We start from the raw sequence: 14,964 nt of genomic DNA, 5'->3' as shown, positions 1-14,964 counted from the left end.
CTTGCTGAACTCTATTATAACAATCCTTGATCACGCATTTTTTTCTTTGTTTTGAAGCCGAATCCCATTACGACAAAAAGTAGAACTAGAAAAAGGAAAATAAGTGGAATATTTCGAAGTGCAATGGCTACTCCGATTAATGCCATTGATAATATTGCACCGAAAGAATAAAGAACAAAAATCCATTTGATATTGCCCAATACAACTACCTCCAAAAAATAATTGTTAAAAATATTATTACTTTAGTTTCACTTGTGATATAATAACACAGTTATGGACTCGAAAAAAGAATATGGAGTGGAAATATGACAAATTTACGTCAAGATATACGAAACATTGCAATTATAGCACACGTTGACCATGGGAAAACGACATTAGTCGACCAATTATTAAAACAATCAGGTACATTTCGTTCGAATGAGCATGTAGATGAAAGAGCGATGGATTCTGGTGATATAGAGCGTGAACGCGGTATTACTATTTTAGCCAAAAATACAGCAGTAGATTATCATGGTACACGTATCAATATCCTTGATACACCTGGACATGCTGACTTTGGTGGAGAAGTAGAACGTATTTTAAAAATGGTAGATGGCGTTTTATTAGTAGTCGATGCATATGAAGGTTGTATGCCACAAACACGTTTTGTTTTGAAAAAAGCGTTAGAACAAAAGTTAACACCAATCGTTGTAGTAAATAAAGTCGACAAAGATTCTGCTCGTCCACTAGAAGTAGTAGACGAAGTGTTAGAATTATTTATTGAATTAGGTGCAGACGTTGATCAATTGGAATTCCCTGTAATCTACGCTTCAGGTGTAAACGGTACGGCTTCGTTAGATCCAAACCCTGCCAACCAAGAAGAAAACATGGAATGTCTATTCGATAAAGTGCTTGAAGAAATACCAGCTCCAGTTGATAATTCAGATGAACCACTTCAATTTCAAGTGGCATTACTAGATTATAATGACTATGTAGGCCGTATTGGTATCGGTCGTGTATTCCGTGGTACTATCGAAGTAGGGCAACAAATTGCCTTAATGAAACTAGATGGCTCGATTAAAAACTACCGTGTTACAAAACTCTTCGGTTTCTTCGGTTTAAAACGTGAAGAAATTCAATCTGCTAAAGCTGGTGATTTAATCGCAGTATCTGGTATGGAAGAAATTAACGTAGGAGAAACAGTTTGTCCTACAGATCATCCAGAAGCATTAGTGCCATTACGTATAGACGAGCCTACATTGCAAATGACTTTCTTAGTGAATAACTCTCCATTTGCTGGACGAGAAGGTAAATGGGTTACTTCACGTAAAGTAGAAGAGCGCCTGCGTTCTCAATTACAAACGGATGTTTCATTACGTGTAGAGGATACAGAATCTCCAGATGCTTGGATTGTTTCAGGTCGCGGAGAGCTACATTTATCGATTCTAATCGAGAATATGCGTCGTGAAGGTTATGAGCTACAAGTGTCGAAGCCAAAAGTAATTATCCGTGAAATCGATGGCAAAAAATGTGAACCAATTGAACGAGTGCAAATAGATGTACCTGAAGATAGTGTTGGTTCTATTATTGAATCTATGGGGTTACGTAAAGGTGAAATGGTCGATATGGTCAACAATGGAAATGGGCAAGTTCGTTTGATCTTCATGGTTCCTGCTCGTGGATTAATTGGATATACAACTGAGTTTATGTCACTTACAAAAGGCTTCGGTATTATTAACCATACATTTGATAGCTACCAACCAGTAGTTGCAGGTCGTGTTGGTGGACGTCACCAAGGTGTTCTTGTTTCAATGGAAACAGGTAAAGCAACAACTTATGGTATGATGCAAATCGAAGACCGTGGTACACTATTCGTAGAGCCTGGTACTGAAATTTACGAAGGTATGGTCGTGGGTGAAAATACTCGTGATAATGATATCACTGTAAATATTACAAAAATGAAACAAAAAACAAATATTCGTTCTGCGAATAAAGACCAAACAAATGTTATTAAAAGACCTCGAATTTTAACGCTCGAAGAAGCAATTGAATTCCTTGGTGATGATGAGTATTTAGAAGTAACACCTGAGTCAATTCGTTTACGTAAACAGATTTTAGAGAAAAACGAACGTGAACGCGTGACGAAGAAAAAGAAAAATGCAGAACTTGAATAGAAACTGAAAGGGTGAAAAACCTTGGAGGAACAGCAATTCGTATTTGGTAGAATGTCTAGTATTTCTAAACTTATATACGAAACGATGCCAAATTTCGATATAGCGGGTTATGTATTATTTTTAATCATTTTCCTACTATCGGTGCTTGTGTACAAGCTTGGATTTGCGAAAAAATTGCGTTTTGCACAAAATATAGTTATATACGTTTTCTTATTATTAGGTTGTTTAATGTTGACATTTTTAGCATTTTTCCTTCCAGTTGTCGAAGGATTAATAGTTGCTGCGTTAATATTAATCATTTATAAGATCCGTTTACGACTTGAAAAAAAACAAAGCTCGACTACTTAAATGTAGCGGGCTTTGTTTTTTTTTTTTTAGGTAATATATGAAGATTTTCTGTCTGTGAACTTTTCTCAAAGAATTGAGTAGTATCTTTACTTTCATTATACAAACATGTATGAAAGCTGTTCCTAAAATTGAAGAAGGCTATAGACAGGCAATCGCCTTGGGATTACCGAAAGAGAGATGCTGTTCATGACGTCAGTCATGAACAGCATCTCTCTAAAATAAACGTTATCATATAGCATAATTTTTTACCAAAGCGTATCGAAAACGAGAGATACAGGTTTTGAAGTTAAAGGGCGATTGCGCTTTTCTGTAGATAATTAAAACTCATTTTCAATTAGTTTGGAGCTTTTGTGAAAGATAAACTTACCCGTAGCTAATCTTTCGTTTGTTCTTTCCTCTATACGATCATGACATACAGGGCACATATACGTATGGATAAGACGATTTCTTAACTTTTTTGCTAGTGGCAAATCATCTGATAATTCGTCTATTCGATCACAAATGACGCATTGCACTTTCATAAGATCATCTCCTATTCTATGCGGAACGCAGTGACAAATTTGATTGGATTATTTATATTGGAACCATCCTTTTTTAGGACATGTACAGGACCATCTTCGCGAAGTGGCTTACCTTTATGACTAAATTTTAATAAGAAAGAGTCAAGCTCATCTAAAGGACACGAATAATCGCCTTCTTGTGTTTCTATAACGAACGTAGAAGCATCTTCTGATGGTTCTGCATTCAAAATGAATTGTTGAAGTTCTATGCCATATGTGCTTGTTAATACTTTTGTGCGTTCGAATTTTTTTTCCGTTTTTAATGTAGGTGGAAAAGTAGCTCCTTCAATAATTTCTCGTGACCAATGAGCAGATGTTACCTTTGTATATTCTTCTAACTCATCTTTATATTCATATTCTCCTGAGAAAAATTCATCTAGATCGATTTTCCGGTCATCAAAAATCCAAACAGTAGGATCTAGCGTAATGTTAAATTTAACTGCACCTTTAATAGGAATAATAAGTTCCAACGAAATTGCCTCCTCTATAAGTAACTAATCTATCTAAGTATATCGCTAAAATAGATATTTCTAAAGAATATTTAACTTTTTCACAAACTAAGATGAGAGAACACTTGCAATTTTTGCTGGCAAAAGATACACTTTAGGGAGGTAAAGATGTAGAAATTATAATAATGGGGGCGTCCTCATGGATACTAAAATACAGCTTTCGTATCAAGAAAAAGCTTTAGAACTTTTGAGAAAAGATGCGGAAAAGATTGCACAATTAATTAAAGTGCAAATGGATAATTTAACGATGCCTCAATGTCCACTTTACGAAGAGGTTTTAGACACTCAAATGTTTGGATTATCACGCGAAATAGACTTTGCGGTTAAACTGGGACTTTTAGAGAAAAGTGAAGGAAAAGAAATTATTGCTTCGCTAGAAAAAGAGTTATCCCTTTTACACGATATCCATACAGAAAAATAATTACAAAACTCAAACAAAGTTTACTGTTTGAGTTTTTTTTTCTAACTGAAGAAATAGAGGTTTTAACATGATTCCATATATTAAAAGATACTTAAAAAACTTTGATTATCCACTATTTTTTGTCTATTTAGCATTATGTTTGTTTGGTTTAGTTATGATTTATAGTGCTAGTATGGGCTGGGCCGTACTCAATTATGGGTGGGAACCTGATCATTTTTTTAACAAACAGAAAATAAATTTAATAATAGCCATTCCAGTATTCTTTTTAGCGGCATTTTTTCCTTATAAACATTATAAAAGTAGATTTATGATGCAGCTTATGCTGATAGTTATGTTTACTCTATTAATTCTTGTGCATTTTATCGGGAGTGGAGGAGCAAGTGGATCACAGAGTTGGATTCACTTAGGGTTTGGTAATATTCAACCATCTGAAATTGCTAAAGTAGTAATTGTTTTATATTATGCTAGTATTTTCACAAAAAAATATGAAAATGGCACATTGAATAAATTGAATGAATCTGTAGGACCTCCTTTAATAGTTTTATTCTTTGTTTTTGTATCTATTATGATGGAGACTGACATTGGAAATACAATGATTATTAGTTTTGTAGCTATTTCTGTTATTGCGGCGAGTGGCATTAAATTTAAATCTTTTTCCAAAATGGCCGGTTTAATTGGTGTAGTCATATGTATGGGGTTACTTGCGATTTATCTAATGAAGGACCAATTACAAATGGAAAAGCGTTTAGGACGACTTGGGGCTTTCTTGCATCCATTTGAAGATGAAAAAGGTTTTGGTTATCAAATTGTCAACGGATATATCGCGATAGGATCAGGTGGCTTAAAAGGTTTAGGATTAGGAAACTCCAATCAAAAATTCGGTTACTTGCCTGAGCCTCATACAGATTTTATCATGGCAATTATTGCGGAGGAGCTCGGACTCACTGGGGTATTGATTGTTTTGTGTGGCCTATTCTTTTTAGTGTTTAAAGGCATTTCAATTGCTTTATCTACAAGAGACCCACAAGCTCGTATGATTGCCGCTGGTATTGCGAGTATTATTGGTTTTCAGACATTTGTCAACTTAGGCGGAATGCTAGGTATAATCCCCCTCACTGGGGTTACGCTTCCTTTTATAAGTTACGGGGGTACTTCTATAATCATTTTTTCCGCTGCTATAGGGATTTTAATGAATGTTTCGATGTTTGTGAAGCATGAGAAAACAAAAGCATAAGGGGTGTCGTGTGATGAAAAATATTAAGAAAATTGTTGTAGCAAATAGAGGGGAAATTGCTATTCGAATTTTTCGTGCGTGTACCGAATTGAATTTGCGTACCGTTGCGATTTATTCACGGGAAGATAGTGGATCTTTTCATCGGTTTAAATCGGATGAGTCTTATTTAGTTGGGGAAGGCAAAAAGCCGATAGACGCATATTTGGATATTGAGGACATCATTCGTATTGCTAAAGAGAGTAATGCGGATGCTATCCATCCCGGTTACGGTTTTTTATCTGAAAATTTAGAATTTGCAAAACGTTGCGAGGAAGAGGGGATTATCTTTATTGGTCCTACTTCGGAGCATTTGGATATGTTTGGAGATAAAGTGAAAGCACGAGAGCAAGCTGTAAAAGCTGGTATACCTGTAATACCGGGTAGTGATGGTCCTGTTAATAATATTGAAGAAGTTCAAGAATTTGGCGATGTCCACGGTTATCCTCTTATGATTAAAGCATCACTTGGCGGAGGCGGTCGAGGAATGCGTGTGGTTCAAACGAAGGAAGAACTGGAAAGTGCATATGAACGGGCTAAATCGGAAGCTAAGGCGGCTTTTGGATCTGATGAAGTATACGTAGAGCGCTTTATTTATCAGCCAAAGCATATAGAAGTTCAAATTCTTGGAGATACGCATGGAAATTTACTTCATCTATATGAACGTGATTGCTCGATTCAAAGAAGGCATCAAAAAGTTGTGGAAATTGCTCCTTCTAATTCGTTAAGCCCTGAATTACGAAATAAAATATGCCAGGCTGCTGTTCGATTAATGCAAAATGTTTCATACATAAATGCAGGAACTGTAGAATTTTTAGTAACAGACAATGAATTTTACTTTATCGAAGTAAATCCTCGTATACAAGTGGAGCATACGATTACAGAGATGATTACAGGTGTTGATATTGTACATGCTCAGATTAAAATCGCCGATGGTTTAGCGCTAACTAGTGAAGATATGGGAATTCCAAGCCAAGAGAATATTCCTTTGTTTGGATTTGCTATTCAGTCCCGTGTTACAACAGAGGATCCGTTAAATAATTTCATGCCGGATACAGGAAAACTAATGGTGTATCGTTCGGGTGGTGGATTTGGTGTCCGATTGGATGCAGGTAACGGATTCCAAGGAGCTGTTATTACCCCTTATTACGATTCATTATTAGTAAAAGTCTCTACATGGGGAATGTCATTTAAAGAAGCAGCTGCTAAAATGGATAGAAACTTGCAAGAGTTCAGAATTCGCGGTATCAAAACAAACATACCTTTTTTAGAGAAAGTCGTGAAACATCCAAGCTTCATTTCAGGACAATTTAATACCAGTTTCATAGATTCAACTCCTGAATTGTTCTTATTCCCAAATCGAAAAGATCGCGGAACAAAGTTATTGAACTATATTGGAAACGTTACGATAAATGGTTTTCCAGGCGTGGAGAAAAAATCTAAACCCATCTTTGGGGTACCAAGAAAACCGTTGTTAGATCTTTCACATGAAATACCGATTGGAACTAAACAAATTTTAGAGCAACAGGGCGTTGATGGACTCATTAAATGGGTGAAAGAGCAAAAGAATGTATTGTTAACGGACACTACATTCCGCGATGCCCACCAGTCATTACTTGCAACTCGGGTTCGTTCACATGATATGTTCGGAATTGCGAAAGAATCTTCCCAAGCTTTGCATAATCTATTTTCTTTTGAAATGTGGGGAGGAGCAACTTTTGATGTTGCATATCGATTCTTAAAAGAAAGCCCATGGGACCGTCTAATAAAAATGCGAGAAATGATACCAAATGTGTTATTCCAAATGTTATTCCGAGGAGCAAATGCAGTTGGTTATAAAAACTATCCAGATAATGTAATTCGTGAATTTATACAAAAATCAGCAGAAGCAGGAATTGACGTATTCCGAATTTTTGATAGCTTGAATTGGATTAAGGGAATGGAAGTTGCAATCGATGCTACTAGACAATCTGGAAAGATCGCTGAAGCAGCTATTTGTTATACAGGGGATATTTTAGATGACTCTAGAGACAAGTATACTGTTCAGTACTATAAAGATATGGCGAAAGAGTTAGAAGCCGCAGGAGCTCATATTTTGGCAATTAAGGATATGGCAGGATTACTCAAACCAGAAGCTGCTTATCGTCTAATAAGCGAATTAAAAAGCACAGTAGATTTACCAATCCATCTACATTCTCATGATACGAGTGGAAATGGCATTTATATGTATGCGAAAGCAGTTGAAGCAGGCGTAGATATAGTAGATACTGCTTTAGGTTCAATGGCGGGTTTAACCTCCCAACCAAGCGCAAGCAGTTTAAGCTACGCAATGAAAGGTTCTAACAGAGAAGTCATTGGTAATGTCGATGCTTTCGAACAGATTTCTTATTACTGGGAGGATGTTCGTAAATATTATAAAGACTTTGAAAGCGGCATGATGAGTCCACATACTGAAATTTACGTACATGAAATGCCTGGTGGCCAGTATAGTAATTTACAACAACAAGCAAAAGGAGTAGGACTAGGAGAAAGATGGGAAGAAGTAAAGGAAATGTATTCTCGCGTGAATCTATTATTCGGCGACGTCGTAAAAGTAACACCTTCCTCTAAAGTAGTAGGGGATATGGCGCTGTTCATGGTACAGAACAACTTAGACGAAGTATCCGTTATTACGAGAGGAAAAACAATCGATTTTCCAGACTCTGTAATTGAATTTTTTGAAGGCTATATCGGTCAACCATATGGCGGCTTCCCACAAGAACTTCAAAAAGTAATTCTAAAGGATCGCCAAGCTATTCATGTTCGTCCTGGTGAATTATTAGAACCGATTGACTTTAATGCTGTTAAGGAGCTGTTGTTCAATCAAATAGGGCGCCCGGTTACTAGTCAAGAAATTTTAGCATACACATTATATCCAAAGGTTTTTGAAGAATATAGTACAACGGAAAAGAATTTCGGTGATGTGTCGGTTTTAGATACACCAACTTTCTTATATGGTCTAAGGCTTGGAGAAGAGATAGAGGTAGAAATAGAAGTTGGAAAGACATTAATTATTAAATTGGTTTCTATCAGTGAACCAACGCAAGAAGGGAATCGTGTAATCTATTTCGAGTTGAATGGACAGCCACGTGAAGTAATCATTCAAGATATGAATATTGAAGTAAGTCATTTATCGAAACAAAAGGCAGACGTTTCGAACGAAAGTCATATTGGAGCTACAATGCCTGGAACAGTACTTAAAGTGGCAGTGGATAGCGGAAGCAAAGTAAAAAGAGGTCAGCATTTGCTTATAACGGAAGCGATGAAAATGGAAACGACCGTCCAAGCTCCATATAATGGAGTTATCAAAGAAATCCATGTGGTGGCAGGAGAGTCAATTGCTACTGGAGACTTATTAATAGTTATGGATAAGGAATAGGAAAAAGGCTGTTTGACATGCAATTGTCAAACAGCCTTTTGAATTTATAAAGTTTATATAAGTTGGTAAGCTATGGAACCGGATGCTAGAAATTTTATAGATGACATTCTAGGGAAAGTGCGTCTTAAGGGAGTGACCGCTATGATTTTCGCAGCTGTCGGACGTTTTCCGCCGGGTGAGCGATGAGCCATTCCGTCCGCTTGCGCGTTCGTTGGAATGGCTCATTTGCCTATAGCGGAACAAAGGCTAAGATCGCCACATCGTGTGGCAACGCCTTCGTGACCAACATCTTGTTGGCCTCCGTAGGAGTCGCCTCCAGCAGAGAAAATCAAAGAAAATTGCTTCCGTTCCGAGCAAAGAATGTTGTTATGCAGGCATAACGAGGTAGTATACGAGCATAAAAGTTCGATCTGTCCCAAATGTTGCGAGTAGCGTCTGATATGTTGCGCAAATTTTAAAGGACGATAAGCCATGTAAATTAAGCGGAGACTTCAAGTAAAGTGCATGGCAATCAGTGTCCGCTAGCCTTTGCGTGGAGAATTGGTTGCGCTCGTTGCCAATTTGATTGCTTTCAAGCTCTAACTGGTTGCGTTGCCAATTGAATTGGTTGCTTTCAAGTGACAATTGGTCTCACTAAGCCATTTCCTCACTTATAATGGCTAATAAATACAGATAAAAGCGTCTATTTGGATGGATTGGAGCGAAAAGGACGGCGACTCCAACGGGATCAAGTGAGTCAAATGAGACTTCACATCGAACGCCTAAGCGGGCGGTGAAGGCTCATCGCTCCCCCCTCACCCCGTGGAAAGCGTCCGTCCTTCAGCGGAAATCCAAGCGGACACCGATTAAGACACATCATCCCTATCTAACGAATTATAAATATTTCGTTAATAATTGTACTGATAATACAAAGATGATGTACATCAGCAATCGTTACCCAAAAAAAGATAGGACACTTCTGATTCCATTGGAAACATGAAGAGACCTATCATTTTGTTTAATCTTCGTTTGGTTGGGGAATTAAAAACATGATGTACTTAAAAACTTAATTATTCCCTCTGCTTCTGGACAATAAAAGAATCATATAGCATAACAATCCAAAAAGAAGTGAAATAAATAAAGAATGTAATAATGCAATATACAAATTTAACTTCGATAGAACAACGAACATTCCAGAACATAGTTGACAAGTTACTAACACGAGTGCGATGATCCATCCCCAGTAAATAGTACGTTGATCTTTATAATTGCGAATAACATGGATTGCAGCAATTAATATCCAAATAAAAATCAATCCTGCTGCAGTTCGATGACCCATTTGTACCCATTCGTATAAGTTTGTTGGTAATGTCCATTCATCATTTCTACATAGTGGCCAGTCTCTGCAAACTAAACTGGATTCGGTATGTCGGACAAGCGCACCCGTATAAATAACCACATATGAATAAAGTGTGATACCGATAGTATGAAATCTTAACGTTTTACCTATTCTAATTTTATCCGTGTCAAATTTTCGGTCAACCTCAAAAACTAACAAGGTTAATAATAATACGGCTGCAAATGAAATAAGGGAAATCCCAAAATGAAGCGCGAGGATAAAATCGCCTTGTCCCCATTTTACTTGTGCAGCACCAATTAATGCTTGCAATACTAAGAAAAAGACAGCCATGAAAGATAAAAATTTAGTTTCACGAACATGTCCTAGAGAACGCCAAGCCCAAATAGCTAGAGCAACGATGAAAATTCCTACAGCACCTGTAACGAGGCGATGTGAGAATTCAATTAATACCTCTGCGGTTATTTCATCAGGAATAAGTTGTCCATTACAACCTGGCCAATGCCTTCCACATCCCATGCCACTGTCAGTTTTGGTAACTAGTGCTCCCCCTAAAAGGATGAGCAGCATGCCGACTGTAGAAGCAATAGCCAACCATTTTAAATATTTATTAATGTGCAATTCGCCACCTACTTTATGTATCTTGCTCGTCTTTAAAAAACGGTATCTGCTTTTAGATAATATCGAAACATGAGAAAAAATACAATGTATATACTTTGAACACATGGAGATGAAAAAACCATTTCACAAATTGTTCATAAATTCGTGCTCGAACATTCACAAATAGTGACAAAAAATGATTTACTATTGATATGTTCTATCTTTATTTACATTTTTTTAGAACTTATTATTCGAAAATCTTTATTCACTATAGAAATTATAAATGATTTTCGATATAGTAAAAGGTAGCGGAATATGCTTACAACTTTGAAAGGAGGGGCAGCATGTCAAATGGTCATTCATTAACCGCTACTACCGAAGCAGAAACAGACCCAGTTAATAGTTCTTTTCTAAAAGACTTTCTATCACTTATTAAGATTGGAATTGTCAACTCGAATTTAGTAACTACTTTTACTGGTTTGTGGGTAGCTTTTCAAATTACTAACCGAAATTTTCTACAAGAGCTAGATTTGTTATTTTATACGCTTTTTGGAGCAGCACTTATAATTGCGGGATCTGCAGCGATGAATAACTTTATCGATCGTGATATTGACCCTGTCATGAAAAGCAAAAAAGGTAGACCTACTGTTACTGGAAGATTTACACCATCAGCCGTGCTGATAACTTCCTTTTCATTTTTAATTGTAGGTGAAATCTTGTTGTTTATGGCTTCAACTTCTGCGGGAGTTTGGGGACTGGCGGGTATCATAAGTTACGTTGTTTTATACTCTATGTGGTCAAAAAGAAAACATGTTAGTAATACGGTAGTAGGTAGTATCTCAGGTGCAATACCTCCATTAATTGGATGGGCAGCAGTAGAACCAGGATTAAGTTTTGGTGCTTTAGCATTGTTCTTAATCATGTTTGCTTGGCAACCACCGCATTTCTATGCACTTGCGATGAAGCGAACTGAAGAATATCGAGCAGCGAACATACCTATGTTACCTGTAGTAAAAGGTTTTAAACGCACGAAAGTATCTATGCTTTTATGGATTATACTTTTGTTCCCATTACCTTTTTTATTAATGGATCTTGGAATCGCTTTTATCATATTGGCGACAGCGCTAAACATAGGCTGGTTATTGCTATCAATTAAAGGCTTCCGAGCAGAAGATGATATAAAATGGGCTACTCGTATGTTTATCTATTCGTTAAACTACATGACGATTCTATTTGTATCAATGATTATCTTTTCTATTTTCATTTAACTACTGGGATTCTTTCTTTAGTCAACAAGAATTCATATAAAACAGAACCACAGTCCAAATTGCACATGAATACAACTATGAAAGAGGGGTTTGATTTAGCTATGATGAAAGGGCTTAAAAAATGGCGACTTTTTTCACTGTTAGCAGCTCTAACGATTTTCTTATCGGGTTGTGGCGAAGAATACTTATCAACGCTTACACCGGCAGGACAAGTCGGAAGAGATCAATTTAATTTATTACTACTATCTTCTGCTATTATGGCGTTAGTTATTATTGTGGTAGTAATTATTTATGTAATTGCAATAGTGAAATTCCGACGTAAAAGAGTTGGAGAAAACGTTATTCCAGAACAGGTAGAAGGAAGTCACACACTAGAAGTTATTTGGACAGTTATCCCAATTCTTCTTTTAATCGTGCTTGCTATTCCAACAGTAATTTATACGTATAAACATGCAGATGTAGCTGCTATGGATGAAGTAGATGCTGATGGGAACAAAACGGCTGTTACTGTTAATGTAACTGCAAAACTATATTGGTGGGAGTTTGAATACCCAGATTTAGGTGTTGTAACTTCTCAAGAACTTGTAGTTCCTACTGGTGAGAAAGTTTACTTTAATTTAAAAGCGGCTGATGTAAAGCACTCATTCTGGATCCCAGCAGCTGGCGGTAAGATGGATACAAACGTAGAAAACGTAAACCAATTCTATTTAGAGTTCGATAAAGAATCTGCTGGATTAGAACAAGGTGTATTTTACGGAAAATGTGCTGAGCTTTGTGGACCTTCGCATGCTCTAATGGATTTCAAAGTAAAAACGTTAAGTCCTGAAGACTTTAAAGCGTGGGTAGAAGCAGCGAAAACTACAGAACATGTTGCAGACGGTCAACTTGCTACACAAGGGGAAGAAATCTTTAATACTAGCTGTATTTCATGTCATGCAACTTCTGCAGCAGGAACAACAGGTGGTTTTGGACCAAACTTAGCTACATTCGGAGATCGTAACCGTGTTGCTGGATTTATGGACCATACGAAAGAAAACATTAAAAATTGGATTAATGATCCGCAAAGCTATAAACCAGGCAATCAAATGCCACAGCCAGAAGTAATTAATAATGGCGAAAAATTTAGCGATGAGCAATTAGATGCTCTTGCAGAATATTTAATGGGACTATCTATTGAAAAATAATGTCAGTAGATAATTATGAGGGAGGTTAAAGTTGTGAGTTCTATCGCAAAGAAAAAGGGCTTCGGTGCAACATTATGGGACTATTTAACAACAGTCGACCATAAAAAAATCGCAGTCATGTACCTCGCTGCCGGTGGTTTGTTTTTCGTAATCGGTGGTATAGAGGCGATGCTAATCCGTATTCAATTAGCACAGCCCGATAACGATTTTGTTAGTGCAGGTCTATTCAATGAAATTATTACAATGCACGGAACAACGATGATTTTCCTTGCGGCCATGCCGATATTATTTGGATTTATGAACGCAGTCATGCCACTTCAGATTGGTGCACGTGACGTAGCGTTTCCATTTCTAAATGCTCTTGGTTTTTGGTTATTCTTGTTTGGTGGTATTTTCCTTAACCTATCTTGGTTTATGCATGGAGCGCCTGACGCAGGATGGACTTCTTATGCATCATTATCATTAGCGTCACCTGGTCATGGTATTGACTTTTATGCACTTGGATTACAGATAGCCGGTGCAGGTACTTATATAGGGGGTATTAACTTCCTTGTAACAATTATTAATATGCGCGCTCCAGGTATGACGTATATGCGTATGCCTTTAATGACTTGGACGACATTTGTTGCAAGTGCGTTGATTCTTTTTGCTTTCCCACCACTTACTGTTGGTCTATTTTTCTTAATCTTGGACCGCATGTTTGGCGGTAACTTCTTCGACCATACAATGGGTGGTAATACAATAATTTGGGAGCATTTATTCTGGATCTTCGGGCATCCTGAAGTATATATCTTAGTACTACCTGCTTTCGGTATATTCTCAGAGATATTCGCAATCTTCTCTCGTAAACGTTTGTATGGATACTCATCTATGGTATTTGCAACTGTATTAATCGGTTTCCTAGGATTCATGGTTTGGGCTCACCATATGTTTACAGTTGGTTTAGGTCCTACAGCTAATGCTATTTTCGCTGTTGCAACAATGGCTATCGCTGTACCTACTGGTATGAAAATATTTAACTGGTTGCTTACGATGTGGGGAGGAAGTATTAAAGTTACAACGCCAATGTTGTATGCTTTAGGGTTTATTCCTTCATTCGTAGCGGGTGGTGTAACTGGTATTATGCAGGCAGCTGCTCCGCTAGATTACCAATTACACGATTCATACTTTATCGTTGCCCATTTCCACTACGTAATCGTAGGTGGTGTAGTGCTTGCAATTTTAGCAGGTGTACATTTATATTGGCCGTTAATGTTTAACCAAATGTTAAGTGAAAAACTCGGTAAATGGACGTTCTGGTTCTTCTTTATTGGTTTCCATTTAACTTTCTTTATTCAACATTTCTTAGGACTAATGGGTATGCCTCGTCGCGTATTTACGTACAGAGCAGACCAAGGTTGGGATTTATTTAACTTAATTAGTTCTGTTGGTGCTGCATTCATGGCAGTTGGTGTTATTATTCTTGTGATCAATATCATTGTTACAGTAGCTAAAAATGTACCTGTTGGTAATGACCCATGGAAAGATGGTCGTACTTTAGAGTGGGCTATTCCACAACCAGTGCCATTCTATAACTTTAAACAGACTCCACTTGTTCGTGGACTAGATACGTTCTGGATTGAAAAACAAGAGGGTAATAAAGAAGGTATGACATATGCAGAACCTTTATCTGATATTCATATGCCAAATAACTCATTTATTCCTTTTGTTATGACAATTGGTTTATTCATAGCAGCTTTTGGTGCACTTTACCATGGTGAAAAAGATTGGTCTATTCCAGTCTTAGTAATTGGTTTTGCAATTACGTTTGGTTCTATGGCTGTACGTTCATTGAAAGATGATCATGGTTTTCATATTCACAAAGAAGATTTAATGAATGAAAAAGGGGGTAAATAAT

12 protein-coding genes are annotated in these 14,964 nt (G+C 37.1%); 8 read left to right on the top strand and 4 right to left on the bottom strand.

Annotated features, from left to right (window positions below):
• Positions 1–14 precede the first annotated feature (14 nt).
• Positions 15–200 (bottom strand): YlaF family protein, encoded by a 186-nt coding sequence (locus tag FS486_RS01085; RefSeq protein WP_144509406.1) that lies wholly within the window; start codon positions 198–200, stop codon positions 15–17.
• 105 nt (positions 201–305) lie between these two features.
• On the opposite strand from FS486_RS01085, the gene typA reads away from it, so the two are divergent.
• A complete protein-coding gene (typA, locus tag FS486_RS01080) occupies positions 306–2,153 on the top strand; it encodes a translational GTPase TypA (protein ID WP_144509405.1) in 1,848 nt (615 codons plus the stop codon).
• A 21-nt stretch (positions 2,154–2,174) separates the two neighbouring features.
• Positions 2,175–2,501 (top strand): YlaH-like family protein, encoded by a 327-nt coding sequence (locus FS486_RS01075; protein WP_260857986.1) that lies wholly within the window; start codon positions 2,175–2,177, stop codon positions 2,499–2,501.
• Positions 2,502–2,818: 317 nt separating this feature from the next.
• Here the strand turns inward: FS486_RS01075 and FS486_RS01070 are convergent, their stop codons facing one another.
• Together FS486_RS01070 and FS486_RS01065 are read right to left on the bottom strand one after the other, a co-directional pair.
• Positions 2,819–3,022, bottom strand: a complete 204-nt coding sequence (locus FS486_RS01070; RefSeq protein ID WP_144509404.1) for a YlaI family protein — start codon at positions 3,020–3,022, stop codon at positions 2,819–2,821.
• An 11-nt stretch (positions 3,023–3,033) separates the two neighbouring features.
• A complete protein-coding gene (locus FS486_RS01065; protein WP_144509403.1) occupies positions 3,034–3,531 on the bottom strand; it encodes a peptidyl-prolyl cis-trans isomerase in 498 nt (165 codons plus the stop codon).
• A gap of 178 nt (positions 3,532–3,709) precedes the next feature.
• Between FS486_RS01065 and FS486_RS01060 the strand changes: the two genes are divergently transcribed.
• The 3 genes from FS486_RS01060 (at position 3,710) to pyc (ending at position 8,679) form a co-directional block, all read left to right on the top strand.
• Positions 3,710–3,991, top strand: a complete 282-nt coding sequence (locus FS486_RS01060; RefSeq protein ID WP_144509402.1) for an Fpa/YlaN family protein — start codon at positions 3,710–3,712, stop codon at positions 3,989–3,991.
• A gap of 67 nt (positions 3,992–4,058) precedes the next feature.
• On the top strand, positions 4,059–5,225 hold the full coding sequence (locus FS486_RS01055) for an FtsW/RodA/SpoVE family cell cycle protein (protein ID WP_144509401.1): 1,167 nt from the start codon (positions 4,059–4,061) through the stop codon (positions 5,223–5,225).
• 13 nt (positions 5,226–5,238) lie between these two features.
• Positions 5,239–8,679: a pyruvate carboxylase gene (gene pyc / locus FS486_RS01050; protein WP_144509400.1), complete on the top strand. Its 3,441-nt coding sequence runs from the start codon at positions 5,239–5,241 to the stop codon at positions 8,677–8,679.
• A 1,045-nt stretch (positions 8,680–9,724) separates the two neighbouring features.
• Here pyc and FS486_RS01045 read toward each other — a convergent pair.
• Complete coding sequence (locus FS486_RS01045) at positions 9,725–10,636, bottom strand: COX15/CtaA family protein (protein ID WP_313956959.1); 912 nt, start codon at positions 10,634–10,636, stop codon at positions 9,725–9,727.
• Positions 10,637–10,959: 323 nt separating this feature from the next.
• Here FS486_RS01045 and cyoE point away from each other — a divergent pair, with 323 nt between their 5' ends.
• The 3 genes from cyoE (at position 10,960) to FS486_RS01030 (ending at position 14,963) form a co-directional block, all read left to right on the top strand.
• Entirely contained in the window at positions 10,960–11,883 is a 924-nt protein-coding gene (gene cyoE, locus FS486_RS01040; protein ID WP_144509398.1) for a heme o synthase, read from the top strand.
• Positions 11,884–11,984: 101 nt separating this feature from the next.
• A complete protein-coding gene (coxB, locus tag FS486_RS01035) occupies positions 11,985–13,067 on the top strand; it encodes a cytochrome c oxidase subunit II (RefSeq protein ID WP_144509397.1) in 1,083 nt (360 codons plus the stop codon).
• Positions 13,068–13,100: 33 nt separating this feature from the next.
• The gene (locus FS486_RS01030; protein WP_144509396.1) at positions 13,101–14,963 is read left to right on the top strand and encodes a cytochrome c oxidase subunit I; all 1,863 of its coding nucleotides are present in this window, start codon (positions 13,101–13,103) and stop codon (positions 14,961–14,963) included.
• The last annotated feature ends 1 nt before the right edge of the window (position 14,964 follow it).

Origin of the sequence: Bacillus sp. FJAT-22090, assembly GCF_007676755.1 — a bacterium.
GTDB lineage: Bacteria > Bacillota > Bacilli > Bacillales_A > Planococcaceae > Psychrobacillus.
The sequence above is the reverse complement of the archived record's forward strand: the minus strand, read 5'-3'. Positions and strand labels throughout refer to the sequence as shown.

What these genes read in the sequence shown, in the direction of transcription:
- typA (WP_144509405.1), top strand. Translation starts at nt 306, where the DNA reads ATGACAAATTTACGTCAAGATATACGAAACATTGCAATTATAGCACAC.
- FS486_RS01055 (WP_144509401.1), top strand. Translation starts at nt 4,059, where the DNA reads ATGATTCCATATATTAAAAGATACTTAAAAAACTTTGATTATCCACTA.
- FS486_RS01070 (WP_144509404.1), bottom strand. Translation starts at nt 3,022, where the DNA reads ATGAAAGTGCAATGCGTCATTTGTGATCGAATAGACGAATTATCAGAT.
- pyc (WP_144509400.1), top strand. Translation starts at nt 5,239, where the DNA reads ATGAAAAATATTAAGAAAATTGTTGTAGCAAATAGAGGGGAAATTGCT.
- coxB (WP_144509397.1), top strand. Translation starts at nt 11,985, where the DNA reads ATGATGAAAGGGCTTAAAAAATGGCGACTTTTTTCACTGTTAGCAGCT.
- FS486_RS01060 (WP_144509402.1), top strand. Translation starts at nt 3,710, where the DNA reads ATGGATACTAAAATACAGCTTTCGTATCAAGAAAAAGCTTTAGAACTT.
- cyoE (WP_144509398.1), top strand. Translation starts at nt 10,960, where the DNA reads ATGTCAAATGGTCATTCATTAACCGCTACTACCGAAGCAGAAACAGAC.